At 69.8% G+C, this 26,036-nt stretch carries 27 protein-coding genes and 1 riboswitch; of the genes, 16 read left to right on the top strand and 11 right to left on the bottom strand.

Annotation, left to right across the window (positions count from 1 at the left end; genetic code table 11):
* The first annotated feature begins 112 nt into the window (after positions 1 to 112).
* Positions 113 to 493: a cyclophilin-like fold protein gene (locus tag AB0E14_RS10505; RefSeq protein WP_362414661.1), complete on the top strand. Its 381-nt coding sequence runs from the start codon at positions 113 to 115 to the stop codon at positions 491 to 493.
* Positions 494 to 526: 33 nt separating this feature from the next.
* Here the strand turns inward: AB0E14_RS10505 and hisC are convergent, their stop codons facing one another.
* Positions 527 to 1,627, bottom strand: coding sequence for a histidinol-phosphate transaminase (gene hisC / locus AB0E14_RS10500; protein ID WP_362414842.1), 1,101 nt, complete (start codon positions 1,625 to 1,627; stop codon positions 527 to 529).
* A 396-nt stretch (positions 1,628 to 2,023) separates the two neighbouring features.
* Between hisC and AB0E14_RS10495 the strand changes: the two genes are divergently transcribed.
* The 3 genes from AB0E14_RS10495 to AB0E14_RS10485 all read left to right on the top strand — a co-directional run bounded on the left by AB0E14_RS10495 (position 2,024) and on the right by AB0E14_RS10485 (position 5,600).
* A complete protein-coding gene (locus AB0E14_RS10495) occupies positions 2,024 to 3,130 on the top strand; it encodes a LacI family DNA-binding transcriptional regulator (RefSeq protein ID WP_362414659.1) in 1,107 nt (368 codons plus the stop codon).
* Positions 3,131 to 3,353: 223 nt separating this feature from the next.
* The gene (locus AB0E14_RS10490) at positions 3,354 to 4,577 is read left to right on the top strand and encodes a metallophosphoesterase (protein WP_362414840.1); all 1,224 of its coding nucleotides are present in this window, start codon (positions 3,354 to 3,356) and stop codon (positions 4,575 to 4,577) included.
* Between the two features lie 162 nt (positions 4,578 to 4,739).
* Positions 4,740 to 5,600, top strand: a complete 861-nt coding sequence (locus AB0E14_RS10485; RefSeq protein ID WP_362414657.1) for a hypothetical protein — start codon at positions 4,740 to 4,742, stop codon at positions 5,598 to 5,600.
* Between the two features lie 86 nt (positions 5,601 to 5,686).
* On the opposite strand, the gene thiC is transcribed toward AB0E14_RS10485, so the two are convergent.
* A complete protein-coding gene (thiC, locus tag AB0E14_RS10480; RefSeq protein ID WP_362414655.1) occupies positions 5,687 to 7,480 on the bottom strand; it encodes a phosphomethylpyrimidine synthase ThiC in 1,794 nt (597 codons plus the stop codon).
* A riboswitch (TPP riboswitch) is annotated at positions 7,474 to 7,621 on the bottom strand. It overlaps the preceding gene by 7 nt.
* Positions 7,622 to 7,659: 38 nt before the next feature.
* Between thiC and AB0E14_RS10475 the strand changes: the two genes are divergently transcribed.
* Positions 7,660 to 9,093 carry a YibE/F family protein gene (locus tag AB0E14_RS10475; RefSeq protein ID WP_362414653.1) on the top strand — a complete coding sequence of 478 codons (1,434 nt, stop codon included), beginning with the start codon at positions 7,660 to 7,662 and terminating at the stop codon, positions 9,091 to 9,093.
* A 94-nt stretch (positions 9,094 to 9,187) separates the two neighbouring features.
* Here the strand turns inward: AB0E14_RS10475 and AB0E14_RS10470 are convergent, their stop codons facing one another.
* From AB0E14_RS10470 to AB0E14_RS10455, 4 genes are all read right to left on the bottom strand, one after another.
* Positions 9,188 to 9,622 (bottom strand): SsgA family sporulation/cell division regulator, encoded by a 435-nt coding sequence (locus AB0E14_RS10470; RefSeq protein ID WP_362414838.1) that lies wholly within the window; start codon positions 9,620 to 9,622, stop codon positions 9,188 to 9,190.
* A gap of 137 nt (positions 9,623 to 9,759) precedes the next feature.
* Positions 9,760 to 10,530, bottom strand: coding sequence for a helix-turn-helix domain-containing protein (locus AB0E14_RS10465; RefSeq protein ID WP_362414651.1), 771 nt, complete (start codon positions 10,528 to 10,530; stop codon positions 9,760 to 9,762).
* A gap of 281 nt (positions 10,531 to 10,811) precedes the next feature.
* Positions 10,812 to 11,030, bottom strand: a complete 219-nt coding sequence (locus tag AB0E14_RS10460; protein ID WP_362414649.1) for a DUF5326 family protein — start codon at positions 11,028 to 11,030, stop codon at positions 10,812 to 10,814.
* 131 nt (positions 11,031 to 11,161) lie between these two features.
* Entirely contained in the window at positions 11,162 to 11,479 is a 318-nt protein-coding gene (locus AB0E14_RS10455; protein WP_362414647.1) for a cupin domain-containing protein, read from the bottom strand.
* 51 nt (positions 11,480 to 11,530) lie between these two features.
* Between AB0E14_RS10455 and AB0E14_RS10450 the strand changes: the two genes are divergently transcribed.
* The 5 genes from AB0E14_RS10450 to AB0E14_RS10430 all read left to right on the top strand — a co-directional run bounded on the left by AB0E14_RS10450 (position 11,531) and on the right by AB0E14_RS10430 (position 15,213).
* Positions 11,531 to 11,908 carry a phage holin family protein gene (locus tag AB0E14_RS10450; RefSeq protein WP_362414645.1) on the top strand — a complete coding sequence of 126 codons (378 nt, stop codon included), beginning with the start codon at positions 11,531 to 11,533 and terminating at the stop codon, positions 11,906 to 11,908.
* 9 nt (positions 11,909 to 11,917) lie between these two features.
* A complete protein-coding gene (locus AB0E14_RS10445) occupies positions 11,918 to 12,406 on the top strand; it encodes a low molecular weight protein-tyrosine-phosphatase (protein ID WP_362414643.1) in 489 nt (162 codons plus the stop codon).
* Entirely contained in the window at positions 12,403 to 13,575 is a 1,173-nt protein-coding gene (locus AB0E14_RS10440; RefSeq protein ID WP_362414641.1) for a cystathionine gamma-lyase, read from the top strand. The genes AB0E14_RS10445 and AB0E14_RS10440 overlap by 4 nt, the downstream gene beginning before the upstream one ends.
* A gap of 226 nt (positions 13,576 to 13,801) precedes the next feature.
* Positions 13,802 to 14,698, top strand: a complete 897-nt coding sequence (locus AB0E14_RS10435; RefSeq protein ID WP_362414639.1) for a LysR family transcriptional regulator — start codon at positions 13,802 to 13,804, stop codon at positions 14,696 to 14,698.
* Between the two features lie 35 nt (positions 14,699 to 14,733).
* Positions 14,734 to 15,213, top strand: a complete 480-nt coding sequence (locus AB0E14_RS10430) for an NUDIX hydrolase (RefSeq protein WP_362414637.1) — start codon at positions 14,734 to 14,736, stop codon at positions 15,211 to 15,213.
* A 20-nt stretch (positions 15,214 to 15,233) separates the two neighbouring features.
* Here AB0E14_RS10430 and AB0E14_RS10425 read toward each other — a convergent pair whose 3' ends face one another.
* On the bottom strand, positions 15,234 to 16,376 hold the full coding sequence (locus AB0E14_RS10425) for a globin domain-containing protein (RefSeq protein ID WP_362414635.1): 1,143 nt from the start codon (positions 16,374 to 16,376) through the stop codon (positions 15,234 to 15,236).
* Positions 16,377 to 16,495: 119 nt separating this feature from the next.
* Complete coding sequence (locus AB0E14_RS10420; RefSeq protein WP_362414633.1) at positions 16,496 to 17,149, bottom strand: HAD-IB family phosphatase; 654 nt, start codon at positions 17,147 to 17,149, stop codon at positions 16,496 to 16,498.
* Positions 17,150 to 17,226: 77 nt separating this feature from the next.
* On the opposite strand from AB0E14_RS10420, the gene AB0E14_RS10415 reads away from it, so the two are divergent.
* The 4 genes from AB0E14_RS10415 (at position 17,227) to AB0E14_RS10400 (ending at position 19,711) form a co-directional block, all read left to right on the top strand.
* Entirely contained in the window at positions 17,227 to 17,754 is a 528-nt protein-coding gene (locus AB0E14_RS10415; protein ID WP_362414631.1) for a DUF2269 domain-containing protein, read from the top strand.
* Between the two features lie 5 nt (positions 17,755 to 17,759).
* Positions 17,760 to 18,623: a GNAT family N-acetyltransferase gene (locus AB0E14_RS10410; RefSeq protein ID WP_362414629.1), complete on the top strand. Its 864-nt coding sequence runs from the start codon at positions 17,760 to 17,762 to the stop codon at positions 18,621 to 18,623.
* A 124-nt stretch (positions 18,624 to 18,747) separates the two neighbouring features.
* Positions 18,748 to 19,206 carry a MarR family transcriptional regulator gene (locus AB0E14_RS10405; protein ID WP_362414627.1) on the top strand — a complete coding sequence of 153 codons (459 nt, stop codon included), beginning with the start codon at positions 18,748 to 18,750 and terminating at the stop codon, positions 19,204 to 19,206.
* A 52-nt stretch (positions 19,207 to 19,258) separates the two neighbouring features.
* On the top strand, positions 19,259 to 19,711 hold the full coding sequence (locus tag AB0E14_RS10400; RefSeq protein WP_362414625.1) for a GNAT family N-acetyltransferase: 453 nt from the start codon (positions 19,259 to 19,261) through the stop codon (positions 19,709 to 19,711).
* A gap of 63 nt (positions 19,712 to 19,774) precedes the next feature.
* Here AB0E14_RS10400 and AB0E14_RS10395 read toward each other — a convergent pair whose 3' ends face one another.
* On the bottom strand, positions 19,775 to 21,157 hold the full coding sequence (locus tag AB0E14_RS10395) for a serine hydrolase domain-containing protein (protein ID WP_362414623.1): 1,383 nt from the start codon (positions 21,155 to 21,157) through the stop codon (positions 19,775 to 19,777).
* Between the two features lie 264 nt (positions 21,158 to 21,421).
* On the opposite strand from AB0E14_RS10395, the gene AB0E14_RS10390 reads away from it, so the two are divergent.
* The gene (locus tag AB0E14_RS10390; protein WP_362414621.1) at positions 21,422 to 22,066 is read left to right on the top strand and encodes a DUF4232 domain-containing protein; all 645 of its coding nucleotides are present in this window, start codon (positions 21,422 to 21,424) and stop codon (positions 22,064 to 22,066) included.
* Positions 22,067 to 22,077: 11 nt separating this feature from the next.
* Here AB0E14_RS10390 and AB0E14_RS10385 read toward each other — a convergent pair whose 3' ends face one another.
* Both AB0E14_RS10385 and dnaB read right to left on the bottom strand, forming a co-directional pair.
* Positions 22,078 to 22,599 carry an HAD domain-containing protein gene (locus tag AB0E14_RS10385; RefSeq protein WP_362414619.1) on the bottom strand — a complete coding sequence of 174 codons (522 nt, stop codon included), beginning with the start codon at positions 22,597 to 22,599 and terminating at the stop codon, positions 22,078 to 22,080.
* Positions 22,600 to 22,651: 52 nt separating this feature from the next.
* Positions 22,652 to 24,136 carry a replicative DNA helicase gene (dnaB, locus tag AB0E14_RS10380; RefSeq protein ID WP_362414617.1) on the bottom strand — a complete coding sequence of 495 codons (1,485 nt, stop codon included), beginning with the start codon at positions 24,134 to 24,136 and terminating at the stop codon, positions 22,652 to 22,654.
* 424 nt (positions 24,137 to 24,560) lie between these two features.
* On the opposite strand from dnaB, the gene AB0E14_RS10375 reads away from it, so the two are divergent.
* On the top strand, positions 24,561 to 25,898 hold the full coding sequence (locus AB0E14_RS10375) for an MATE family efflux transporter (RefSeq protein WP_362414615.1): 1,338 nt from the start codon (positions 24,561 to 24,563) through the stop codon (positions 25,896 to 25,898).
* Positions 25,899 to 26,036 lie beyond the last annotated feature (138 nt).

The following is a 26,036-nucleotide window of genomic DNA, read 5'->3' as shown; positions in this document are numbered from 1 at the left end:
GTTCACATTCACAAGCATTATGGCTCATACGAAATCCGTACCTTCAGCCGGGGGTCCCCCTACCGAAGGTCACCCCTTCCCAAGACCTTCAACATATTGTTGAATCCGGGGCATGACCCTTCGGATCCGCATCTCCTGGCCCGCCGGACACACCACGGCGACCCTCGACGAAACCCCCACGAGCAAGGCGCTCGCGGGGGCTCTCCCGATCATCTCCACCGCCCGTACATGGGGCGAGGAGGTCTACTTCGACACTCCGGTCTCCACCGCCGTCGAGGCCGACGCACGGCAGGTGGTGGAGCCGGGCACGGTCGCGTTCTGGACCGAGGGCGACGCCCTCGCGCTCCCCTACGGCCCCACCCCGATCTCCCGGGGCGACGAGTGTCGGCTCGCGAGCCCGTGCAACCTGCTGGGCTCGCTCGACGGCGATCCCCGCGTCCTGGCCACCGTCAGGGACGGCGACCCGATCCGCGTCGAGCGCGCCGAGGGCTGACAGCCGCCGCCCGGCACGCTCACGCCCGACCCGTCAGCCCTCCCGGCGGAAGCCCTCCGCCGTCTTCAGGAACAGGTCGTTCGCCTCGCTCTCACCGATCGTGACGCGCACGCCCTCACCCGCGAACGGCCGCACCACCACGCCGTGCCGCTCGCACTCCGCCGCGAAGTCGAGCGTCCGCTCACCGAGCCGCAGCCAGACGAAGTTCGCCTGGGTGTCCGGCACGGTCCAGCCCTGGGCCACGAGCCCCGCGTGGACGCGCTCGCGCTCGGCCACCAACGAGCCGACCCGTCCGAGCAGTTCGTCCTCGGCGCGCAGCGAGGCCACCGCCGCGTCCTGCGCCAGCTGACTCACACCGAACGGCACAGCCGTCTTGCGCAGCGCCGCAGCCACCGGCTCATGGGCGATCGCGAAGCCGACCCGCAGCCCCGCCAGGCCGTACGCCTTGGAGAAGGTGCGCAGCACCGCGACATTCGGACGGTCGCGGTACAGCTCGATGCCGTCCGGGATGTCCTGGTCGCGGACGAACTCGCGGTACGCCTCGTCGATGACCACCAGGACGTCGGAGGGCACCCGGTCCAGGAACCGCTCCAGCTCGGCCCTGCGGACCGCGGTGCCCGTGGGGTTGTTCGGGTTGCACACGAAGATCAGCCGGGTGCGGTCGGTGATCGCCTCGGCCATCGCGTCGAGGTCGTGCACCTCGCCGTCGGTCAGCGGCACCTGCACCGAGGTCGCCCCGCTGATCTGCGTGATGATCGGGTACGCCTCGAAGGACCGCCAGGCGTACATGACCTCGTCGCCCGGGCCCGAGGTGGCCTGGATCAGCGACTGTGCCACCCCCACCGAACCCGTGCCGGTGGCCAGGTGCGCGAGCGGCACCCCGAAACGGTCGGCCAGCTCGTTCATCAGGCCGGTGCAGGCCATGTCCGGGTACCGGTTGAAGGCGCCGGCCGCGGCCAGCGCGCTGTCCATGACACCCGGCAGCGGCGGGTACGGGTTCTCGTTGGAGGACAGCTTGAAGGCGACCGGACCGCCGGCGGCGGCCGGCTTGCCCGGCTTGTAGGTGGGGATGCCGTCAAGCACGGAACGCAGCTTCGGGCCGCCCGCCCCGTCCGTACCGCCGGCTCCGCCCACTCCTGCGGCGTCGTTCACTGCGCTCACTGTGGTCCTCCTCGACCGTCCGTACCACCAATACTCCTCACCTTATGAGGATTCGCCTCCGCTGCGAATGGGCTGTGGACAACGGATGGCGGACGCTGTGGACAACCGGGGGAGCGCGCGACCGGGTGGCGCGCGCTGGTGGCGGGCGCCGTGGCGCGCATCGCCCGTAGAGGTGAGTTGAGACCTCTTCGAGACATGGACTCCTGGGCAGGCCCATACGGGTCGACAACCATAGATCGCTTGCTAGACCCCTTAACTCCTTTGCCTTCAAAGGTTTTTAAGGGTTCTCGACCATGCAGAAACGTGCCTGTCAACGAGTGAATATGCGGGCGTCCCAACCACCCGCCCTCGCCCTACTATCGGCTCGCCATGACAGCAGCAGGGAAGCACCAGGTGAGCCGGGCACAGACCCGGGGAAGCCGGCAGGGGCGAGCGGGCATCCGGGATGTGGCCGCCGCCGCCGGAGTCTCCATCACGACTGTCTCCGACGCGCTCAACGGCAAGGGCCGGCTCCCGGACGCCACCCGCCGCCACGTCCGCGAGGTCGCAGACCGGCTGGGCTACCGCCCATCCGCGGCGGCCCGCACGCTCCGCACCGGCAAGTCGGGCCTCATCGGCCTGACCGTGACCACCTACGGGGATGAACCTTTCACCTTCACCGAATTCGCGTACTTCGCGGAGATGGCCAGAGCCGCCACATCGGCCGCGCTCGCCCGGGGCTACGCCCTGGTCATCCTGCCCGCGACCTCCCGCCATGACGTCTGGTCGAACGTCGCCCTCGACGGCACCGTCGTCATCGACCCCTCCGACCACGATCCGGTCGTCACCGAGCTGGTCCGCCAGGGCCTGCCCGTCGTCTCCGACGGGCGCCCCGCCGGCACCCTCCCGGTGACCGCCTGGGTCGACAACGACCACGAAGCCGCCGTCCTCGACCTCCTCGACCACCTCGCCGCCGCCGGCGCCCGCCGGATCGGCCTCCTCACCGGTACGACCACCGACACGTACACCCGCCTGTCCACCACCGCGTACCTCAACTGGTGCGAGCGGGTCGGCCAGGACCCCGTCTACGAGGCCTATCCGGCGCACGATCCGTGCGCGGGCGCCGTCGCGGCCGACCGGCTGCTCGCCCGCCCCGACCGTCCCGACGCCGTCTACGGACTCTTCGACCCCAACGGAACCGATCTGCTGGCGGCCGCCCGCCGCTACGGACTGCGCGTACCGGACGACCTGCTGCTGGTCTGCTGCAGCGAGTCGACCGTCTACGCCAACACCGAACCGCCGATCACGACCCTCTCGCTCAAACCGCGCCGCATCGGCACGGCCGTCGTCCAGCTCCTCATCGACGCCATCGAGGGGATCGACACCGACGGACCGGTCGAGCAGGTGATACCGACCGAACTCATCGTCCGGACGTCCTCCCAGAGGCGTTCGCCGCGTACGACGGTCAGCCCGCCCCGGTCTCCCGCGAAGGGCTGAGGGTCGGCTCCGGGGCCGTGCCGGGCACAAACTCCGGCCCGGCCCTGCTCCGACCCTGGTCCGGACCTTCTCAATTCGGGCGAAACAACCGGTGAACCCGGAGTGGACCCGGATTCACCACCCCTGGTGCGTCACACAGGCGGACCCTCATTCCTATGATGGGCGCACGACACCGCGGACCACCCCGACCAGGCCGGTCCGCGATGTGCAGGGCATCGCGACGGTGGTGGAGGGGTCGATGACTCAGGGGGCCGGGCAGGAACCCGTGGTGCGCACGGCGACATTGCGTGACTTCCGCGTACCGCCGTACGCCCGCGTGCCCGTGCAGGGCCGACCCGAGGAGCCCCCGGCCGGGCACCCCGGCGCCCTCGACGAGATCGCGCGGCCCGTCGCCGACCCGACGCTCAATCTCGGCCTCGGCGCCTCCTCCCCGGTCCCGCTCACGCCCCCGGTCTCGCTCTCCGCGGCCGTCCCCGGCCACCCCGGGAACGCCTTCCCGGACGACGAGTTCCCCGAGGGCTACACCCCCACCGAGCGCGACCTCCCGGTGATCAACCGCGGGGACACCGTCCAGGTCCGCGTGGACCCGGTCCCGTCCCCCGCGCCCCCCCCGGCCGCCGGCGAGGGCCCCGGCCCGCTGTACGTGGTCGGCGACGTCCACGGCTACTTCGACGAGCTCGTCGTCGCCCTGCGCGAGCAGGGGCTCATCGACGACAACGGCGCCTGGTCGGCGGGTAACGCCCGGCTCTGGTTCCTCGGCGACTTCACGGACCGCGGTCCCGACGGCATCGGCGTCATCGACCTGGTCATGCGCCTCTCCGCGGAGGCCGCCGCGTCGGGCGGCTACTGCAAGGCCCTGATGGGCAACCACGAACTGCTCCTGATCGGCGCCAAGCGCTTCGGGGACACCCCCGTCAACTCCGGCGCCGGCACCGCCACCTTCCAGGCCGCCTGGCTGCTCAACGGCGGCCAGAAGCACGACATGGACCGGCTCCAGGACGTCCACCTGCAGTGGATGTCCCGGCTCGACGCCGTGGTGGAGGAGGACGGGCACCTGCTGATGCACTCCGACACCACCGCCTACCTGGACTACGGCAGCACCATCGAGGACGTCAACGAGACCGTCCACGAGATCCTCAACCGGAACGACGCGGACGAGGTCTGGGACCTGTTCCGTAAGTTCACCAAGCGCTTCGCCTTCCGGGACGACGGCGGCCCCCAGGCGGTCCAGGAGCTGCTCGCCACCTACGGCGGCAGCCGCGTCGTGCACGGCCACAGCCCCATTCCGTACCTCCTGGGCCAGGTCGGCACCGAGGACGGCGAGGGCGGCTCCGGCCCGGGCGTCGACGGTCCGCACGTGTACGCGGAGGGACTGGCCATCGCCATGGACGGCGGTGTGACCATGGCCGGAAAGCTGCTGGTCGTCCAACTCCCCCTGCAGGGCTGACGCATAACGCTCCGCATCCGGGGAAGTCGAATTCGGGAAACCCCCTGTCACCCTGTGCCATAACCGCAATACGATCGGACCATCCGTAGCAGGCTCTCCTCCGTTTCCGCCCGACCGGCCGTAAATTCCACGGTCGACGCGGGCCCTACGGAGCATCGGGGGATGCACATGAACGTGGCTCCGCACCTGCTGACCGAGGATCGTGCCGAGTACGAGCGCATCCTCGACGACGCACTGCGCAACGCGTACGACCATCCGGATCTCGCCGAGATCGGGAAACGGCTCACGGCCGGCCAACTGCGCACGATGGCGCTGAACGCGACGGCCCTGATCACCGCCGCGGCGGCGGTCGAGTACGACCACTTCGTGAAGGTCCGCGAAGAGGCCCGGTCACCGAGCGGTACAAGCGTGATGGGCGCCGTCCTGACGGCGGACGGCGACGGGGCGAGCGGCGGCCCGGGAGCGGGCATCGTCGCGATCGTCACCGTCCTCGCGCCGGTCCTCGCCGGGCCCGCCGCGCTGATATTCCTGCTGGTCGGGGCCGTGCTCAAGCTCATCGCGCCCTCGCTCGCGGTCGCCGACACCCTGCTGACGGCCGGCTGGTTCTTCGGGGCCGTCGCCGCCGCCGGACTGTTCTGCGCCGCCGTCGGGCTGCTGGTCACGGCACTGCGCAACCGCTCCACGGAGGTGGCCGCGAGCGATCCACACCACCGGGAAGAGGACGACGAACTGTCCCGCGCCCGGGAGGCATGGCGTCGCGCCCTGCTGGAACGGGGCATCCTGCCGTTCCTGCGCGAGGCCCTGGCCGCGCCCGGACCGTCGGCCCCGCCGCCCGTGCCCGCGCCCCGCACCGACCGCATACCGAAGATCGGCTACAGCGGACCGGACTTCTCCAGCCCGAACGAAGGCTCGTCCACGACCCGTCCGACCTTCACGAGCCCCGACTACACGGGCCCCGACTTCACGAGCCCGGACTTCACCAGTCCCGACGCCACCGGCCCGGACTACACCGGCCCGGCGTGAGGGGACGGCGCGGAGCGCCGCGGCATGGCGAAGGCTGACCGACGACTCCCCCCGGAATGCCGTCGGTCAGCCTCGTTCGCGCGGACTCAGTCAGCCAGCGGAAGGTAGACGCGGTTGCCGGAGGCCGCGAACTCCTTGGACTTCTCCAGCATCCCGGCCTCGATCTCCGCCGGGGTGGCGTCCGCGTCGCCGCCGAACTGCTCCGTGATGCTGCGGCTGATCTTCATCGAGCAGAACTTCGGACCGCACATCGAGCAGAAGTGCGCGGTCTTCGCGGGCTCGGCCGGCAGCGTCTCGTCGTGGAACTCACGGGCCGTGTCCGGGTCGAGCGCCAGGTTGAACTGGTCCTCCCAGCGGAACTCGAACCGCGCGTCCGACAGCGCGTCGTCCCACTCCTGCGCCCCCGGGTGCCCCTTGGCCAGGTCGGCGGCGTGCGCCGCGATCTTGTACGTGATGACGCCCGTCTTCACGTCGTCGCGGTTGGGCAGCCCCAGGTGCTCCTTGGGCGTGACGTAGCAGAGCATCGCCGTACCCCACCAGGCGATCATCGCGGCGCCGATGCCCGAGGTGATGTGGTCGTACGCGGGCGCGACATCCGTGGTCAGCGGGCCGAGCGTGTAGAACGGCGCCTCCTCGCAGATCTCCTGCTGAAGGTCGATGTTCTCCTTGATCTTGTGCATCGGGACGTGCCCCGGGCCCTCGATCATCGTCTGCACGTTGTGCCGCTTGGCGATCGTGTTCAGCTCACCCAGCGTGCGCAGCTCCGCGAACTGCGCGTCGTCGTTGGCGTCCGCGATCGAGCCGGGGCGCAGGCCGTCGCCCAGCGAGTACGTGACGTCGTACGTCGCGAGGATCTCGCAGAGCTCCTCGAAGTTCGTGTAGAGGAAGTTCTCCTTGTGGTGCGCGAGGCACCAGGCGGCCATGATCGAGCCGCCGCGCGAGACGATGCCGGTCTTGCGACGGGCGGTCAGCGGGACGTACGGCAGCAGCACGCCGGCGTGGACCGTCATGTAGTCGACGCCCTGCTCGGCCTGCTCGATGACGGTGTCCTTGTAGATCTCCCAGGTCAGCTCCTCGGCCTTCCCGTCGACCTTCTCCAGGGCCTGGTAGAGCGGCACGGTGCCGATCGGCACGGGAGAGTTGCGCAGCACCCACTCGCGCGTGGTGTGGATGTTGCGGCCGGTGGAGAGGTCCATGACCGTGTCGGCGCCCCACCTGGTCGCCCAGGTCATCTTCTCCACCTCCTCCTCGATCGAGGAGGTGACGGCGGAGTTGCCGATGTTGGCGTTGACCTTCACCAGGAACCGCTTGCCGATGATCATCGGCTCGATCTCCGGGTGGTTGACGTTGGCCGGAAGCACGGCCCGCCCCGCCGCGATCTCCTCCCGTACGACCTCGGGGGAGACGTTCTCGCGGATCGCGACGTACTCCATCTCAGGGGTGATCTCGCCCCGGCGGGCGTACGCGAGCTGGGTCACGGCCTCGCCGCCGCGGCCCCGGCGCGGCAGCCGCGGCCGCCCCGGGAAGACGGCGTCGAGGTTCTTCAGCCCGCCGCCCCGCGGCGAGGTGTGCTTGATGCCGTCGTCCTCGGGACGGACCGGGCGGCCCGCGTACTCCTCGGTGTCGCCCCGAGAGATGATCCAGTTCTCGCGCAGCGGCGGCAGGCCCCGCCGTACGTCGGTGTCGATGGTGGGGTCGGTGTACGGACCGGACGTGTCGTACAGCGTCACGTCCTTGCCGTTGGTGAGGTGCACCTGCCGGACAGGCACGCGGATGTCGGGGCGCGAGCCCTCGACGTATCCCTTGTGCCAGCCCGGCTTGCGCTCGTCCTGGCCGTCGTTCTCGCTGGTGGCAGGCGTGCGTGCATCCTGAATGGTCATGAGACCGATCTCCCTACGCCGGCATTACCCGGTAACAGGTTCGGCGGTCGGCGCAGCCTCTTCCCGTACGTACGTCCAGTACGCGTGTACGGTGATCAGCGCCCTCTCAGCCCGGTGCTCCGAGCTCCCGCGTGTGCAAAGGTGTCACCACGCTAGCGTCAATCCGGCCGTGCTGAACAGTGGGCCCCCACCGTTCTTGCGATGATCGGTCGGTGACTTCCGAGCAGCAGACCCCCGAACCCGACCGTCATGACGGCCCTGCCACCCATGGCGACGCGGGTCACGGGCACGGCCATACGCACAGTCATGGGCCGGCCGCGCCCGTCTCCCGGCATCTGCGCAGGGTCATCGCGGCTGTCCTGATCCCGTTCGCCACGGCGGTGGTGGTCGGGCTCGTGGTGCTGTGGCCGGGCGGCGCTCCGGAGCACGAGCGCACCGGCGTCGGCTTCGACCGGCAGACGTACCAGGGCAAGGTCGTCTCGGTGGAGAAGGTCGACTGCCAGGATGTGAACGCCGCCCAGGTCCCGCCGACCGGCGACACCTCGACCCCCCAGGGGCGCGAGGCGGTCAACGCCCAGCAGGGAGAGTGCGAGAAGGCGACGATCGAGGTCACGAGCGGTCCGGACAAGGGCCGTACGTTCACCGAGATCGTGCAGCCGGACGCGCCGCGCCAACTGGACGAGGGCCAGGGCGTGGTGGTGGCGTACGCGCCGGACGCTCCGCGTGATCTGCAGTACTCGGTGACGGACGTGAACCGCAAGGTGCCGTTGGCGGTGCTCGCCCTGATCTTCGCCGTGGCGGTCGTGCTGGTCGGCCGGATGCGCGGGGTGATGGCCTTGATCTCGCTCGCCGTGAGTTTCCTGCTGCTGACCTTCTTCATCCTCCCGGCGATCCTTCAGGGGTCGAATCCGCTGGTGGTGGCGGTGGTCGGGTCGAGCGCGATCATGCTGATCGCGCTCTACATGTGCCACGGCCTGTCCGCCCGGACCTCCGTCGCGGTGCTCGGGACGCTGATCTCGCTGCTGTTGATCGGTCTGCTCGGCTCGTTCTTCATCAGCTGGGCCTCGCTGAGCGGCAACACGGACGACAACACCGGCCTGATCCACGGCCTCTACCCGGACATCGACATGTCCGGTCTGCTGCTCGCGGGCATCATCATCGGTTCGCTGGGTGTCCTCGACGATGTGACGGTGACCCAGACCTCGGCGGTGTGGGAGCTGCACCAGGCCGATCCCCGTCTGGGCCCGCGTGGGCTGTACCGGGCGGGCATCAGGATCGGCCGTGACCACATCGCGTCCGTGGTGAACACGCTGGTCCTCGCGTACGCCGGCGCGGCCCTGCCGCTGCTGCTGCTCTTCTCCATCGCGCAGAGCAGCGTGGGGACCGTCGCCAACAGCGAGCTGGTCGCGGAGGAGATCGTCCGCACGCTGGTGGGATCGATCGGCCTGGTCGCCTCCGTGCCGGTCACGACCGCTCTCGCCGCGCTCGTCGTCTCGGCGGACCGGCCGGGCGGACCTGGCGCACCGGGCGGACCGGGTGGGCTGGGCCGAGGCCGAGCCGGCGGGCTGGAGAAGCGTTCATCCAGGGGCGGGCGCCGGCGCCGGGCGAAGTAGCCGGGGTCGGCTGCCGGCCGCCGTCCGGTGACCGGGTCCGTCCGGATCCGTCCGGGACCGCCGGCCCCGCAGCGCGCCGGAGCGCGCCGACCGGTCAGCCGGCGTTCTCCTCCGCGAGAATCCGACCGAGCGCTGCCTCGAGGTTGTCCTCGAAGTCGCCCAGTGTCCGTTCCTGACCGAGCGGCACCAGCTTGTCCGTCCGGTCGAGGAAGGCGACGAGCGGCGGCGCGCTGGCCCGGAACAGGGCGCGGTCGCCGCCGACCTGGAGCCGGATGGCGACGTCCGAAAGGCCCTCGGGGTCGGTCGGCGCGATGTGCACATCGCCGTCGCCGCTCGGCCTGTTGATCCCGTCGAGCAGCAGCTCGCGGCCGAATGCCCAGGTCACAGGGGCGTCTCCGGGAAGGTGGAACGTCATTCGCACCGCGTAGGGATCCCGGGTCTCGTAACGCAGCTCCACCGGGATCCTGAAGGAGAGCTCCTCGGAGACGAGGAAGCTCATCAGGACCTCGGCCTGAACCGACTCTCGCATCATGTACCCCGCAGTAGATGGAGCAGTTGTGTAAACACGGCTGCTGAAAGCGTGATCAAAACGGCCAGGAATGATCCCCCATGGCCCTCTTGACGCAATCGTGCTGGAACGGCTAGCAGATCACAAGGAGTGATTTTTCAGATACTGATAGAGAACGCGAAGGAACTGAGGAGCATTCCGATCTCGTTCCGTAGCCGGTCGACTGCGGGCAGCAACCGTTCTGCCTGGTGAAGGGGGAGGGAAATCGCCATGGCGGCCGCCGTGGACCCCGCAGTGATGGGGATCGCGGCACAGACCGTGCCGAGCGCATATTCCTGACGCTCTACCAGGGGTTCCATTCGCCCCATTCCGCCCAAACGATCCAAAAGGGCACTCCGGTTACGCACCGTGTACGGAGTGATGGCTTCCACGGGATGGCGGTCGAGGTGGTCTTGACGACTCTTCAAATCCAGTTGGCTGAGCAGACACTGCCCGATCGCGTGCGCGTGTCCCGTCTCGCGGAAGTCGGCCCACTCGTCCACGGCGGGTGCGGCGGGGGTGTCGGCGACGGCGACGAGCTCGATCTCGCCCTCGCGGTAGATCGCGAAGTAGACGGGGACCCCGATCTCGTCGCGCCAGTGCGCGAGAGAGTCTTCGATCTTGGTGCGACGATTCTGCAGAACTCCGCCACCGGCGAGACGACCTGCCGCGTCGCCGAAGACGAACACACCCTTCTCCCGGCGTAGATAGCCCTCGTGGGTCAGGGTGCGGAGCAGGTGGTACGCGGTGGGCAGCGGGAGGCCGGCCTCGCGCGCCAGCTGTTTGGCAGGGGCCCCGTCCTCGTGGGAACCCACGGCCTCCAAGAGTCTCAGTGCCCGCTGCACCGAGCCGATCAACGTAGGAGCAGCGGACTGCGTAGCCGTGGCCAAAGGTCACCCCCAGGCGTCACGACGGGTGCCGTGCACCCGCCCGCGGGGGCCGCCCCCGCGCGCCCGCCGCGGCCCGGGAACCGGTGGGGTCCGGTGGCGGACCCGCCCGGGACGGTGGACATCCGCGAATATCAGCGCGGAAGGCGTGGCCGGATTTCCCCGGTGCGGCAGAGATTTTCCACTCTAATGGCAGCTCCTAAGCCTGCCCCTGGTTTCCAGGACCGCGTCCCTCGGGCGGGCTAACGCCCGCCCGACGCCCCTGTACCGGCGGGTAGATCGTGCTACCAGTCCTCGCGTGAGGTCGAGGAGGACATGAACTTCCGTACGACGTAGATCAGTCCACCGACCAGAGCGACGAAGATCAACACCTTGAAAAGCAGACCGATCACGAACGTCGCGACACTCATGATCAGGCCACCGAAGACGAACAGGGCGATGACGGGTATGGCGACCCACTTCACCCACCAGGGCATCCCCGCGAGAATCTCTCGTACCGCCATCGCGCTTACCTCATCTCCCGAAGAATCCGTCCCGCGCGCTCTGCGCCGGACACCTTCGATGCTAGGTGCGCCGCCTGCGCCACGGAGGCCCCGGAGCCCTTGCTCTCCCCTGATCGACCCCCTAGGGGAATTCAGCCCTCCGGCGGCGAGAAGACCACCATGACCCGCAGGTCCTCGGTGATGTGGTGGAACTTGTGGGCCACCCCGGCCGGCACGTAGACCACACTGCCCCGCGCCACCTGCGTCGTCTCCATGCCCACCGTGATCGCGGCCCGCCCGCTGACGACGAAGTACACCTCGTCCTGGCTGTGCGGCTGTTGCGGGTCGAGCGAGCCTGCGTCGAGCGCGTACAGACCGACGGACATGTTCCGCTCGCGCAGAAACTGGAGATACGCACCGTCGTTGGCGGCGCGCTCCGCCTCCAGCTCGTCCAGTCGGAATGCTTTCATGGTGCGTTCGCCCCTGCCGTTGGCCCGATCGTGTCTGCCACGATCAGACACATGAAGAATTTTGTAGTCAAGACGCTCGCGAACGCGGGCGCCCTCGGAGTCGCCGTCTGGCTCGTCCCGGACATCGACCTCACCGGTGACAGCACCGGTGACAAGGCCCTGACGCTGATCCTCGTCGCCCTGGTTTTCGGGCTGGTGAACTTCTTGGTGAAGCCGATCGTCAAGCTGATCTCGCTTCCGCTGTTCGTCCTCACCCTCGGCCTGATCACGCTGGTCATCAACGCGTTGATGCTGCTGCTCACGTCCTGGCTGGCCGACACGATCGGCCTGGACTTCTATGTCGACGGCTTCTGGACCGCGCTCCTCGGCGGCCTGATCATCTCCGTCGTCTCCTGGGCGCTCAATGTCGTGCTCCCCGACGGGGACTGAGTGCGCCCGATGACGTACCGCGTCTGTTTCGTCTGCACGGGCAACATCTGCCGCTCGCCGATGGCCGAGTCCGTCTTCCGCGCCCGCGTGGAAGAGGCCGGCCTGGCGGACACCGTCGAGGTGGACAGCGCGGGCACCGGGGGCTGGCACGAGGGCCACGCCGCCGACCCGCGTACTGTCGCCGTTCTGGAGGACCACGGCTACGCCTCGGAGCACACGGCCCGGCAGTTCCGCGCTTCCTGGTTCCCCGTACTCGACCTGGTCATCGCCCTCGACGAGGGGCATGTGCGGGAGCTGCGGCGGCTCGCCCCGACGCCCGAGGACGCGGCGAAGGTCCGGCTGCTGCGTTCGTACGACCCGGCGGCCGACGGCCTCGACGTGCCGGACCCGTACTACGGCGGGGCCGAGGGCTTCGAGGAATGCCTGGACATGGTGGAGGCGGCGAGCGAAGGACTGCTCGCCGCCGTACGTGAGAGTGCGGAGGAGCGGGCGGTATGAGCACGGACGCGATCGACGGCGCCGAGGGCCTCGGCGCCGTCGGCGACGGGACACGGGTGGTACGGGCGGGGCTCCCCGAGCCGGTGAAGTACGAGCCGACCCTGCCGGGGCCGGTCTTCGCCGCCCACTTCCATCTGCCGGGCGACCCCACCGGCCCCTACACGTACGGGCGGGACGAGAACCCGACCTGGACCCATCTGGAACGTGCCATCGGTGAGCTGGAAGCGCCGGGGGAGCCGGGGGTCGAGACGCTCGTCTTCGCGTCCGGCATGGCCGCGATCTCCGCCGTCCTCTTCTCCCAGTTGAGGAGCGGGGACGCGGTCGTCCTGCCGGATGACGGCTACCAGGCGCTTCCGCTGCTGCACGAGCAGCTCAGGGCGTACGGGATCGAGGTCCGCACCGCTCCGACGGGAGGCGACGCCCAGCTGTCCGTACTGGACGGCGCGCGGCTGCTGTGGATCGAGACACCCTCCAACCCCGGACTCGACGTCTGCGACATCCGCCGCCTCGTGCGCGCGGCGCACGAGGGCGGGACGCTGGTCGCCGTCGACAACACGCTGGCCACCCCGCTCGGCCAGCGGCCGCTCGAGCTCGGCGCGGACTTCTCCGTCGCGAGCGACACCAAGGGCATGACCGGGCACGGCGACATCCTTCTCGGCCATGTCAGCTGCCGCGATCCGCGGCGCGCGGCGGAGGTACGGCGCTGGCGCAAGGTCGTCGGTGCGATCCCCGGCCCCATGGAGGCCTGGCTCGCCCACCGCTCCCTCGCCACGCTCCAGCTCCGCATCGAGCGCCAGTGCTCCTCCGCGCTGGCGCTCGCCGAAGCGCTGTCCAAGCGGGAGGAGGTGTCCGGGCTGCGGTACCCCGGGCTGCCGGGCGATCCCTCGCACGCGGTGGCGGCGGGGCAGATGCGCCGCTTCGGCTCCGTGGTCTCCTTCGTGCTCCCCGACCGTGACCGTGCCGAGCGCTTCCTCGATGGGCTGCGGCTCGTCGAGGAAGCGACCAGCTTCGGCGGGGTCCGCTCGACGGCCGAGCGGCGCGGCAGGTGGGGCGGTGACGCCGTGCCGGAGGGATTCATCCGCTTCTCCGTCGGGGCGGAGGACCCCGAGGACCTGATCGCGGACGTGCTGCGCGCCCTGGACGCGACGCAGTCGGCTCCGGGCCGCTGAGCGGGAGCTCACGGAGTCGGGGCGCTCCGAGCCTCCCCCCTCATGGCTCGGAACGCCCCGCGTCGGCTGTGCGGACAACCGCCTGAACAAGGCTAGTTGACTCTGCGTCAGTGTCCAATCACGGTAGCGACAGAGACCTATCGACTTATTTATAGTTGGACGGTCCTGAGGCGCCGTCAGCCGACCGCCTGAGTCGAACGGCCGCACCGGCCGGGAGGGGGCGGACATGGATCTCGCCCTGCTGCGCACCTTCGTCACGGTGCACCGGGCCGGCTCCTTCACCCGCGCGGCAGCGCTTCTCGGGCTCTCCCAGCCCGCGGTGACCAGCCAGATCCGCACGTTGGAGCGGCAGTTGGGCAGACCGCTCTTCCTCAGACAGGCCCGTGGGGTCACGCCCACCACCATCGGCGACGAACTCGCCCACCGCGCCGCGCCGCATCTGGACGCGCTCGTGGAGATCGCCGAGACCGGTCTGGACGAGCAGAACCGGGCCCGCACCCTCCATCTCGCCGGGCCTCCCGAGTTCACCGCGGCGCGCGCTCTGCCCGCCCTCACCCCTCTGGTCTCCCAGGGGCTCGCCGTCCGGGCCGCCTTCCCCGCCACGACGGAGGAGATCCTCGACGGTCTCGCCGCCGGCCACCACGATCTCGCCATCGCCACCGCCCGCCCGCGCGGAGGGCTCTTCGGCTCCACGCCGCTCTGCGACGAGGAGCACGTCCTGGTCGCCGCGCCGCGCTGGGCCGCTCGACTGGCGCCGGATCTGCTGCTGCGCAAAGGCGCCGTGGTCCTGGAGCAGTTGCCGGTGGTGGAGGTGCACGAGTCGCTGCCCTTTGTCGCGCGCTACTGGGCGGCCGTCTTCGAGAGCAAGCCGGCCGCGACCGCCACGGTCGTGGCGCCCGATCTACGGGCCGTGCTGGAAACCGCCGCCGCCGGGGCGGGGCTGGCCGTCCTGCCGCGCTACCTGTGCGAGGAGGCGCTGGAACAGGGCCGCCTCGTGGCCCTGCTCGACCCGCCGGTGCCACCGCTGCGGACCTACTTCCTGGTCGTCCGCGCCGGCACGCTCGCGCTGCCGCATTTGGCGAGAGCCCACGAGTGGCTCCTGCGGGCCTCCGGCGACTGGTGAGTTTCAGGACACCTACGGCGGGCCATTTTCTTCCCATGACCGAACGACCTGTGGTCAAGCGCACCGCACGCGCCATCCTGCTCGATGGAAACGACCTCATTCTCATCAAACGCACGAAGCCGGGGGTCGATCCCTACTGGCTGACGCCGGGTGGTGGGGTCGAGCCCTCCGACACCACCGTCGTCGAGGCCCTGCACCGTGAGGTGCACGAGGAGCTCGGCGCCAAGATCACCGATGTGGTCCCCTGCTTCGTCGACACCGTCGAGCACATCGTCGACGGCGGTGTCTCGGGGGTGAAGGTCCAGCACTTCTTCGTGTGCCGGCTCGATTCGATGGACCCTTCGCTTCGGCACGGGCCCGAAGTCGACGAACCCGTGGGCGAGTACGAGATCGTCCGTGTGCCCTTCACCAGGATGGGGATCGCGGCCGTCCACCTCGTACCGCTCTCCCTGCGTCACTACCTGGACGGCAACATCGAGGGCGTGCGCGCCATGCACGCGCCGGACCTCGGGTAGCGGCGAGGCACGAGCCGGGTCTAGGAAGCGAGGTCCGCCAGGAAGTCGTGGCGGATCCGCTCCGCCGGTATGCCGATCCCCCGCAGGGTGTCCACCCCGCGCCGGACCATGCCGGGCGGGCCCGACAGATAGGCCTCGTACTCGTTCCACGGGCCGTACTCACGCACGGCGTCCGGGAGCTGTCCCTGGTCCTCGGTGACCGGCCGCACCGACAGCCAGGGGAACGTCTTCTGGAGCCGCATCATCGTGTCGATGTCGTACAGGTCGTGATCGCTGCGCGCACCGTAGAACACCTCCACCGGACGCCGGTCCCCGTGCTCGGCGACATCCTCGACCAGGGCCTTGATGGGGGCTATGCCGGTCCCCCCGCCCAGACAGAGCAGGCCGTTGTCCGTGGAGTGGTCGACGGTCATCGATCCGGTCGGCGGTCCGAGGCGCAGCACATCGCCGGGGCGCGCGTGGTGCACCAGCGCGTTCGACACCCAGCCCGCCGGAACCGCCTTGACGTGGAGCGAGAGCAGCCCGTCCGGCCGCGGCGCCGAGGCGAAGGAGTAGTGCCGCCAGATGCGCGGCCACCAGGGGGTCTCCAGCGTCGTGTACTGCCCGGCCAGGAAGGAGTAGGGCTGGTCGGGGCGGAGCGTGATCACCGCGATGTCCGGCGTGCGCAGATCGTGCGAGACGACCTCGGCGTGCCACCAGGCGGGCGCGTGGCGCTCGTTCTCGGCCGCCGCGTCGATCATGATCTGCGAGATCGTGGTGTACGTCCGCACCCAGGCGGCCTCGGTCTCCTCGTCCCAGGTCAGAGTGGCGTACCGGATCAGCGCACCGATCAGCGCCTCACCGACGGCCGGGTAGTGGGTCGAGCGGGTCCCGTACTTACGGTGCCCGCGGCCCAGGTTCTGGAGGTACTCGGTGAGGACAGGGGCGTTGTCCATGTGCTCGGCCGCCGTCAGCAGAGCCTTGAGCAGGCGGTCCCGTTGGGTGTTCATGGCGACGGGGAACATGTCGCGCAGCTCGGGGTGGCGGACGAAGAGCAAGGCGTAGAAGTACGAGGTCACCTTGTCGGCGACGGGCGCGATCTCGGCCAGGGTGCGGCGGATGAGGATCGCGTCGGGGGAGGGTCCCGGAGCTGTCGGGGGTAGTGCCTCGCGGTCGTCGTGCACGGCCTCTTCCATCGTGTGCCTCGCCTCGCGCCTGCGGCTCTTGTCGTCGCAGCTTGACAGCTTCGACCACGGGTTCGGACAGAAAGTGGAATTCTCGGGCATTCACCCCGCGACCAGGACTAGGCTGCATCCTTTCGGACCAGCTCGTAGGCCTCCCGCAGATCGCTCCCCGTGTAGGCATGGCGCGACAGACCGGCCAGGTGGTGGTCGGCGTTGATCGCCACGGTCAAGGGAACGGCGGCGAAGAGCTGCGCGTCGGACATCGAGTCCCCGTAGGCCACACAGTCCGCCAGACCCAGCCCGTACTCCGCGCAGAGACGGCGGGTGATGCTCACCTTCGCGGCCGCGTCGAGGATGCCCGGCCGATGGATGGGCTGGCTGAACGGCACCGAGGGCCAGCGCGATCCATGGGCCGAGTCGGCTCCCCAGCCGAGGAGCCGCTCGACGAAGAAGTCCGGTGAGAGCGAGATGACGGCGCAGCGTCCTCCTTCGGCATGGATGTCCGCCCAGACCTCGCGAATGCCGGCGAGCCAAGGAGCGCCCTCGAAGGCGGCGGTGACGTGCTCCGGTGTGAGAGCGGTCCACAGGGCGTGGGCCCGGACCGCGAACTCGTCGGGGGCCAGCCCGTCCACCAGGAAGCCCCGCTCCAAGGCGTCGATCTCCTCGGTCAGGCCGAGCTGGCGTGAGATCTCCACGGAGGCCGCCGACCCCCGGATCAACGTGCCGTCGAGATCGAAGAGGTGCAGCCTGCCCCGGCCCATGGATCGCGTCATGTACGCCGAGGCTAGTACGTGCGGCTACTCCCGTCGTCAGACGCGGGACGACCGGGCGGGACGGCACCGTGTTTCACGTGAAACATCTAAAGCGGCCCGCTCGGCGGGCTCTCCTCGTCGTCCATGTCTCCGTCTCCGTGGCGTGGCTCGGGCTCAGTGTGGGATTGCTGACGCTCGGCATCACCGCGTACACGACGGCCGACCCCACGCTCACCGAGGCGGCCTACCGTGCGATGAAGGTGTTCGCGGACTGGCTGCTCGCTCCGGTCGCCGTGGTGACTCTGGTGAGCGGACTGGTCCTCTCCCTCGGTACGCCCTGGGGCCTGGCCCGGCACCGCTGGGTGTGGATCAAGTTCTGGCTCACCCTGGCCACCGCAGCCGCGACCGTCTTCGCCCTGCGGCCGGAGATCGTGCACGCGGCGACGGCCGGCGTGCCGGACCCCAGTCTGGTGGCGGCTCCGACCGTGTCGACGGCGGCCTACCTCTTCATGACCGCGATCTCGGTGCTGAAGCCCTGGGGATTGACTCGCCGAGGCCGCCACCTGCGGGGATCGGTCAGTTCCCGCAAAACAGTGGACGAACGATCACTGCATCGGACAGCCTGATCCTCATGCCGACGTCGCCCGCCTCGCTCGACCAGCTCCCCATCCGGATCCTCACTCCCGAGGACGTCACCCTCTGCGCCGACCTTTCCGAGGACCGGGGCTGGCTACGGGAGGAACACAAGTGGAGCCTCCTGCTGACGGCGGGAACCGGCTACGGCATCGACGACCCTGACGGCAAGGGGCTCGTGGCAGCCAGCGTGGTCACCTCGTACGGGCCCGAACTCGCCGCCATCGGCATGGTGCTGGTCGCCGAGCGGTACGCCCGCCAAGGCGTGGGCCGCCGGATGATGCACCACGTCATCGCGAGCGCCGGCGACACCCCGCTCACGCTCCACGCGACTCCGAACGGTCAGCCCCTCTACGAACAGCTGGGTTTCGTCCAGACCGGCCGAGCCGAGATGCTCCGCGGCCGGTTCACCGCGACGGAGCCGGCGCCCGAGGTTGTCACCCGCGCCGCCACGGCCGAGGACCTCCAGACGATCCTGCGCCTGGACAACGAGGTCTTCGGCCTGGACCGCACTCATATGCTCACGCGCCTGCCGGCCTTCGCGGACCAGCTCCGCGTCGCCGAGGAAGGCGGCGAGATCACCGGCTTCGCGGCGGCCTGGCCGAACATGGACACCCATGTCATCGGCCCCCTGATCGCCCGGGACACGGCAACCGCCCAGGCCCTCGTCGCCTCCTTGGCTGCCGCCACGGACCGCCCGCTCCGCACGGACATCGATGTGCGCCACGAGGCTCTGGTGAGCTGGCTCAAGGCGAACGGGCTCGCCCCGATCGCGTTCAACGCCGTCATGGTGCGCTCCCTGCCCGACCTCCCGGGCGACTGGAACCGCAGGTTCGCCCCTCTCACCGTCGCGGCGGGATAGCCCGGGGTGGGCGGGCGGGCACGGGGCGGGGCGGAGCCGTCGGAGAGCCGCCAGTAATTGCACACGCGGGCTTTTGCATTTTTCGTCTACCCTGGGAGGAGCCGCTCCGGACCGAGGAGAGACCATGACCGCGACCGACCCCGCTCTCACCGCCCTCTCCCAGGGCTGGTGCGCGCTCTCCCTGCTGCACGGCCGGATCGAAGCTCACATCGGGCGCGCGCTGGAGTCCCGGCACGGGCTGAGCGTGCGCGAGTACTCGCTGCTCGATGTGCTCAGCCGCCAGCACAGCGGCCCGGGCGGACACCTCCAGATGAAGCAGGTCGCAGACGCCGTCGTCCTCAGCCAGAGCGCCACCACCCGCCTGGTGACCCGCCTGGAGGACCGAGGCCTCCTCACCCGCTACTTGTGCGCCACCGACCGGCGCGGCATCTACACCGATGTCACCGAGTCCGGCATGAAGCTGCTCGCGGAGGCCCGTCCCACCAACGACGCAGCCTTGCGCGAGGCCCTCGACGAAGCGGCGAAGAACCCGGAGCTGGCTCCCCTGGTCCGCGTGGTCGAGGGCGTTCACGTACCCGCCTGACCTCCGCGTCCTCGGGCCGGGTCGCCGTGCGTCGGGGCGTACGCTGCGCTTCATGAGCGATCTTGAGATACGGCCCGCCACCACCGGCGACCTGCCGGACATCGTCGCGATGCTCGCCGACGACCCGCTGGGCGCCCAACGGGAGTCCCCCGACGACCTCACTCCGTACACCGCCGCGTTCCAGCGGCTGGCTCATGACCCCCACCAGCACCTAGTGGTGGCCGTGCGCGGCCCGATGGTGGTCGGCACGCTCCAGCTCACCGTGATCCCCGGGCTCTCCCGCCGTGGATCCACCCGGTCGATCATCGAGGGCGTCCGGATCCACGCACAGGAGCGGGGCAGCGGCCTGGGAACGCGGCTCATCGAGTGGGCCGTCGAGGAGTCCCGTCGCCAGGGGTGCCAACTCGTCCAGTTGACCTCCGACACCACACGCACCGATGCCCACCGTTTCTACGAGCGGCTCGGGTTCGAGGCCACGCATCTGGGTTTCAAGATGGCCCTGTGATCGCGGAGGGCCGTGGCCGGGGACACGGTCCTCGGCCACGGTGTTTCACGTGAAACATGCGGCTCAGAGGCCGCGCCACCCCGCCTCGTCCACTCCCCCCGGCACGGCGTCGCCCTGCTCGTAGGGCTCTCGGGTGAAGACGAAGGAGCCGAGATCGAGGTGGCTCACCGAGCCGTCAGGACGCCGTACGGCTCGAAGGGTCTCGCCCAGGTAGTAGCCATTGAGGCCGACCCAGCCGCCCTCGGGCAGCGCCCGGAACGTCGCACGCCGCCCAGGACCGCGCAGCGGTTCCAGGGTCACACTCCGGTCCGGACCGAGACGCAGCCCGAACGCATAAGTCCCCCAGTACCAGGGCCCGGTCAGCTCCAGCAGCTCCTGGTCCACCTCCGCCGCGGGAAGCGGCCGCCAGGGCTCGGGGAAGCGGGGCTCGGCCTCCGCCACGATCTGCACGAGTTCGCCCGCCACGGCAGCCATCGTCGGCCCTGACGTGGCGTTGGCGAGCGTCACCGCCGCGATCCCGTCCTCGACGCTCACCCAGAGGCAGGCGACGAAGCCCGGCAGGGATCCGGTGTGGCCGATGAGCATCCGGTCGTCCCAACGCAGCAGCTGGACGCCCAGACCGTAGCCCCCCTCCTTGTCCCCGGCCCCGGGTGCCACCGCGGGTGTACGCATCTCCGCGACCGAGGCGGCTCCGAGGACCCGGTCGTCGCCCTGGGCGAGGAACCCCGCGAAACGACAGAGGTCCTCAGCCGTCGACCAGAGCTGGCCGGCCGGCGCCATGAGTCCGAGGTCCTCGGAGGGCTCGGGCAGCATCACATCGGCCCACGGGTGCACGGCCCAGCCGCCGGCGTGCGGGGCGACGGGCTGGACGCTCGTCCGCGTCAGGCCCAGCGGCTCCAGGATCTCGCCTCGCAGCGCCTCCTCCCAGGAGACTCCACGGAGCGCCTCGACCAGCGAACCGAGCAGCGTGTAGCCGGGGTTGGAGTAGTGGAAGTGCCGCCCCACCGGGTGGCGGAACGCCTCCTCGCCGAGCACGTCGGCCAACTCGGGCCGTACCGTCCCCGGCGTCCGCTCCCACCACGGCGCGGGGGCCTCCGCGGCGAGACCGGCGCTGTGACCGAGGAGCTGGGCGATGGTCACCTCCCCGACGCCCGTGCCCGAAAGGTGCTTCTCCAGCGGGTCGTTGAGATCGAGCAGCCCGTCGTCACGGAGGCGCATCACCAGGACGGCGGTGAACACCTTCGTGAGGGAGCCGATCCGGTACTGCGTGTCGGCGTCCGGGTCGTGCCCGTCGACACAGCTGCGGGCCCCGCTCCAGACCATCTTCCCGTCGCGGGCCACGGCCCCGACGAACGAGGGTGCGCGCCCCTCGGACTGGGCGACGGCGACGCGGTGCAGCAGGGCCCGTTCGGTACTGGGAAGCAGAGCTTCGAAGGGTGAGGTCATGGACCGATCCAACGCCGCGTGGGGGCGGGAGTCGACCACATTTCCCGCCGCGTGCCGAAACCGGCCCGACCGGCGCCCGGACGCGTCCCGGCGCGGCATCCCAGGCAGCGGCGTTCCTGCAGGTCAGCGCGGTCTCGGCATCCCGGCGTCCCTGATGACGCGCCAGGGCTTGCCGCCGTGTTCCTGGGACGGATTGTCTGTTGCCGAGCCGGACGGGGACGCCGACCGGCTGCGGATCACCACAGTCTCAGTACGGGGGAACCCATGAAGATCACGCACACCACCAAGACGCTCCTTGCCGGTCTCACGCTGGTCGGCACGCTCGCCCTGACCGCCTGCAACGGCGACACGGCAACCACGAACGCGCCCCCCACGACCCCGTCCGCCGGCACCACGAGCAACGCCCCCAAGCCCTCGACCGCCACCCCCACCGACGCCCCGACCGACGCCCCGACCGCGGGCAGCACCGCGGGCACCGGCTCGACCGGGAAGGCGGCGGGCATCTGCCGTAGCGACGAGCTGGAGGTCACCGCGGTCGACAACACGATCGACAAGGAGGAAGGCGTGGTCACGGTGCAGTTCAAGAACGGCGGCGGCCGCGACTGCACCATCAAGGGCTTCGCCGGCGTCGACCTCAAGACGGCGGCGGGCGACACCCTGTCCGTGTCCCGCACGAGCGACAAGCCCCGCGCCGACGTCATCAAGAACGGCGAGTCCGCCGCCTTCAACATCACGTTCCCGGTCAACACCAGCGGCGGCTCGGGCATCCGCGTGACGAAGCTCCTGGTCACGCCCCCGAACGAGACGAAGTCCATCACCCTCGACTGGCCGGCGGGCACCCTCCCGGTGGACAACCCCGACGCCCCGAACCGCCCCCTCCAGCTCACCCCCCTCGGCAAGGTCGGCTGACCCCCTACCAGTCAGGCCGGCTGCCGCAGCCATGACTCGAGGACGGCGAAGTCACCGTCCGTGAGTCCGTGACGGGCGTCGACACGATGAAGCAGCGCGCGGCCGGGGTGATGCTCGGCGACCCAGGCCCGATCGGCGTCGGTGACCTCGTCGTCGACCCAGACGAACGGGCGCCCCGCCGCCCAGGCGACGAGGGCACGCGTCTTCCAGTGCAGCCCGTTAGCCTCGTCCTCGGCCTCGGTGTAGGACGGGTCTGGCCAGTTCACGACGGCGAGTGGCGGAAGGCCCATGCGCGGTGCGACGCACTCGTTCGCCTCCGCCATCCACGTCGTGGCCCAGACCACCTCGCACGGCAGCGCCGCCAGCCGGGGCCCGTGCGCGGGATTGATCCTGGCAAGGAGCGGATTCACGTCGGCGTCGACCGACTCATGCTCCGCCGAATACGTCGGATACTGCTGGGCTCCCGCGCCGAACGGGATGAGCGGCCCGTCGACGTCGAGAAACAACAGGGGGAGCTCTGTCGTGTCGGTCACCCCGGCACGATAGCGAGGCCGTAAGGGCCACAGCTGCCCGTACGGGCAGCCGTCACGTCTGCGCCATGTCGACGAAGCGGGAGTAGTGGCCCTGGAAGGCGACCGTGATCGTGGCCGTGGGGCCGTTACGGTGCTTGCCGACGATGATGTCCGCCTCGCCCGCGCGCGGTGACTCCTTCTCGTAGGCGTCCTCGCGGTGCAGCAGGATGACCATGTCCGCGTCCTGCTCGATCGAGCCGGATTCACGGAGGTCGGAGACCATCGGCTTCTTGTCGGTGCGCTGCTCGGGGCCACGGTTCAGCTGGGAGAGCGCGATCACCGGCAGTTCGAGCTCCTTGGCCAGGAGCTTGAGGTTTCGCGACATGTCCGAGACTTCCTGCTGCCGGCTCTCGGACCGCTTGCCACCGGACTGCATCAGCTGCAGATAGTCGATGACCACGAGCTTGAGCCCGGCGCGCTGCTTGAGCCGACGGCACTTCGCGCGGATCTCCATCATCGACAGGTTCGGGGAGTCGTCGATGTACAGCGGTGCCTGCGAGACGTCCGGCATGCGTCGCGCCAGCCGGGTCCAGTCCTCGTCGGTCATGGTGCCGGAGCGCATGTGGTGCAGGGCGACCCGGGCCTCCGCCGAGAGCAGGCGCATCGCGATCTCGTTGCGGCCCATTTCGAGGGAGAAGATGACGCTCGGCAGGTTGTGCTTGATGGAGCAGGCCCGCGCGAAGTCCAGGGCGAGCGTCGACTTACCCATGGCGGGACGGGCCGCGATGATGATCATCTGGCCCGGGTGCAGCCCGTTGGTGAGCTGGTCGAGATCGGTGAAGCCGGTCGGCACACCCGTCATCTCGCCGCTGCGCGAGCCGATCGCCTCGATCTCGTCGAGCGCGCCCTCCATGATGTCGCCGAGCGGCAGATAGTCCTCGGTCGTGCGCTGCTCGGTGACCGCGTAGATCTCGGCCTGCGCCGAGTTCACGATCTCGTCGACATCGCCGTCGGCCGCGTATCCCATCTGCGTGATCTTCGTGCCGGCCTCCACGAGGCGGCGAAGAACCGCGCGCTCGTGGACGATCTCCGCGTAGTACGCCGCGTTGGCCGCGGTCGGTACCGACTGGACGAGCGTGTGCAGATACGACGCACCGCCGACCCGGGTGATCTCGCCACGCTTGGTGAGCTCCGCGCCGACCGTGATCGGGTCGGCCGGCTCGCCCTTCGCGTACAGGTCGAGAATGGCCGCGTAGACCGTCTCGTGGGCGGGCTTGTAGAAGTCGTGGCCCTTGATGATCTCCACGACGTCCGCGATGGCGTCCTTGGAGAGCAGCATGCCGCCGAGGACGGACTGCTCGGCGTCGAGGTCCTGCGGAGGGACGCGCTCGAAGCCGGTCAGGCCGCCGTCCCACGGGCCGCTGTCGCTGCCGCGGTCGTGCTGGTCCTCACGGCCCCGTCCGCGCCCACGGCCCTCGCCGCGCGGGCGTGCGACGGGGAGCCGGTCACTCGGTCCGCTGTCGGCCCAGGGGTCGTCCAAGGGCTCGGGAATGCTCACCAAGCCACCTCCTCCCGTCCGCTCCGCGGACCTAGCCGTGCCACTCTTTCTTACGCCACGGCTCGGACAAACAAGAGGCTTTGACTCCGCTTCTGGCGCGTCGGGCGCCGGACCACGTTAGGCCCGCGGGCACCGTCAGCCAATCTGGTTATCCACAGGGCCTGTGGGTGAAGGCCCCGATGCTGTGGAGAACCCCGCCGAACCTGTGCACGGACCGGGGGACAGCCATGTGGACAAACTCATAGCTCACCCCACAACACCACCCTGACCTGCGTGTTTTCCGTCCACGGGCTGTGGGGGAGAAAAACTTTTCCTTCCGGACCAAGATCAGAACAAACGGCGCACACCCGCAGCTCCACACCGCACACAAGTAAGGATCACAACCACGTTGCATCTCTTACCTGTGGAAGATTAGATTTGGTCCATGACCCAGGCTCCCCCGGCCCCCAAGGCCGTCCGTCGGCAACACGACCGTGAGATCGTCTCCCTCGCGCTGCCGGCCTTCGGCGCGCTCGTCGCCGAGCCACTGTTCCTGATGGTCGACAGCGCCATTGTCGGCCACCTCGGGACGCCCCAGCTCGCCGGTCTCGCCATCGCCGCGGCCCTGCTCACCACCGCCGTCAGCGTCTTCGTCTTCCTCGCCTACGCGACCACGGCCGCCGTAGCCCGCCGCGTAGGAGCCGGTGACCTGAAGGCAGCCATCCGCCAGGGCATGGACGGCATCTGGCTCGCGCTCCTCCTCGGAGTCGCCGTCGTAGCCGCCACGCTGCCCACGGCCCCCTGGCTGATCGACGTCTTCGGAGCCTCCGACACGGCCGCCCCGTACGCCACCACGTATCTGCGGATCTCCATCCTGGGCATCCCCGCCATGCTCGTGGTCCTGGCCGCCACCGGTGTCCTGCGCGGCCTCCAGGACACCCGCACACCGCTGTACGTGGCCATCGGCGGTTTCACGGCCAACGCGCTGCTCAATGTGGGCCTCGTGTACGGCGCCGGCATGGGCATCGCGGGCTCCGCCTGGGGCACGGTCATCGCCCAGTTCGCCATGGCCGCCGTGTACCTCGTCGTGGTCGTCCGGGGAGCAAAGCGCCACGGCGCCTCCCTCCGCCCCGACGCCGCCGGGATACGCGCCAGCGCCCAGGCCGGTGTCCCCCTCCTCGTCCGGACGCTCTCCCTGCGCGCGGTCCTGATGATCGCCACCGCCGTCGCCGCCCGCATGGGCGATGCCGAGGTCGCCGCCCACCAGATCATCCTGTCCCTGTGGAGCCTGATGGCCTTCGCGCTGGACGCGATCGCCATCGCCGGCCAGGCCATCATCGGCCGGTATCTCGGCGCGAACGACGCCGACGGCGCCCGACAGGTGTGCCGTCGCATGGTCCAGTGGGGTGTGGTCTCCGGAGTCGTCCTGGGCGCCCTCCTCGTGGTGGCCCGTCCCCTGTTCATCCCGCTCTTCACCGGCGACACGACGGTCCAGGACACGCTGCTCCCGGCTCTGCTCGTCGTCGCGGTCTCCCAGCCGATCGCCGGAGTCGTGTTCGTCCTGGACGGCGTTCTGATGGGCGCGGGCGACGGCCCTTACCTGGCCTGGGCCATGCTGCTCACTCTGGCCGTCTTCGCCCCGGTCGCACTCCTCGTCCCCGTCTTCGGCGGGGGGCTGACCGCGCTCTGGTGGGCGATGACGCTGATGATGGCAGTCCGCATGCTGACGCTCTGGCTGCGCTCGCGCTCCGGCCGCTGGATCGTCACCGGCGCCACGCGGTGAATGTTTCACGTGAAACGGCGGAAGGGCCGCACCCGAGGGGTGCGGCCCTTCCGTACTGCTGAGACTGCAGACGACGAACGCGGGCACGCCGACCTTGGCGAAGAAGAAGCCCTGGATGAGTCCGACGGCGGCTCCGCC

This window comes from Streptomyces sp. NPDC047981 (assembly GCF_040653315.1).
Lineage (GTDB): Bacteria > Actinomycetota > Actinomycetes > Streptomycetales > Streptomycetaceae > Streptomyces.
This window is presented reverse-complemented; position numbering and strand designations above follow the sequence as displayed.

Bases quoted from the DNA above. Each gene is read 5' to 3' on its own strand.
- AB0E14_RS10505 (WP_362414661.1), top strand. From the start codon at position 113: ATGACCCTTCGGATCCGCATCTCCTGGCCCGCCGGACACACCACGGCG.
- AB0E14_RS10495 (WP_362414659.1), top strand. From the start codon at position 2,024: ATGACAGCAGCAGGGAAGCACCAGGTGAGCCGGGCACAGACCCGGGGA.
- AB0E14_RS10485 (WP_362414657.1), top strand. From the start codon at position 4,740: ATGCACATGAACGTGGCTCCGCACCTGCTGACCGAGGATCGTGCCGAG.
- thiC (WP_362414655.1), bottom strand. From the start codon at position 7,480: ATGACCATTCAGGATGCACGCACGCCTGCCACCAGCGAGAACGACGGC.
- AB0E14_RS10470 (WP_362414838.1), bottom strand. From the start codon at position 9,622: ATGCGAGAGTCGGTTCAGGCCGAGGTCCTGATGAGCTTCCTCGTCTCC.
- AB0E14_RS10460 (WP_362414649.1), bottom strand. From the start codon at position 11,030: ATGGCGGTACGAGAGATTCTCGCGGGGATGCCCTGGTGGGTGAAGTGG.
- AB0E14_RS10455 (WP_362414647.1), bottom strand. From the start codon at position 11,479: ATGAAAGCATTCCGACTGGACGAGCTGGAGGCGGAGCGCGCCGCCAAC.
- AB0E14_RS10450 (WP_362414645.1), top strand. From the start codon at position 11,531: ATGAAGAATTTTGTAGTCAAGACGCTCGCGAACGCGGGCGCCCTCGGA.
- AB0E14_RS10445 (WP_362414643.1), top strand. From the start codon at position 11,918: ATGACGTACCGCGTCTGTTTCGTCTGCACGGGCAACATCTGCCGCTCG.
- AB0E14_RS10440 (WP_362414641.1), top strand. From the start codon at position 12,403: ATGAGCACGGACGCGATCGACGGCGCCGAGGGCCTCGGCGCCGTCGGC.
- AB0E14_RS10435 (WP_362414639.1), top strand. From the start codon at position 13,802: ATGGATCTCGCCCTGCTGCGCACCTTCGTCACGGTGCACCGGGCCGGC.
- AB0E14_RS10430 (WP_362414637.1), top strand. From the start codon at position 14,734: ATGACCGAACGACCTGTGGTCAAGCGCACCGCACGCGCCATCCTGCTC.
- AB0E14_RS10420 (WP_362414633.1), bottom strand. From the start codon at position 17,149: ATGACGCGATCCATGGGCCGGGGCAGGCTGCACCTCTTCGATCTCGAC.
- AB0E14_RS10410 (WP_362414629.1), top strand. From the start codon at position 17,760: ATGCCGACGTCGCCCGCCTCGCTCGACCAGCTCCCCATCCGGATCCTC.
- AB0E14_RS10405 (WP_362414627.1), top strand. From the start codon at position 18,748: ATGACCGCGACCGACCCCGCTCTCACCGCCCTCTCCCAGGGCTGGTGC.
- AB0E14_RS10400 (WP_362414625.1), top strand. From the start codon at position 19,259: ATGAGCGATCTTGAGATACGGCCCGCCACCACCGGCGACCTGCCGGAC.
- AB0E14_RS10395 (WP_362414623.1), bottom strand. From the start codon at position 21,157: ATGACCTCACCCTTCGAAGCTCTGCTTCCCAGTACCGAACGGGCCCTG.
- AB0E14_RS10390 (WP_362414621.1), top strand. From the start codon at position 21,422: ATGAAGATCACGCACACCACCAAGACGCTCCTTGCCGGTCTCACGCTG.
- AB0E14_RS10375 (WP_362414615.1), top strand. From the start codon at position 24,561: ATGACCCAGGCTCCCCCGGCCCCCAAGGCCGTCCGTCGGCAACACGAC.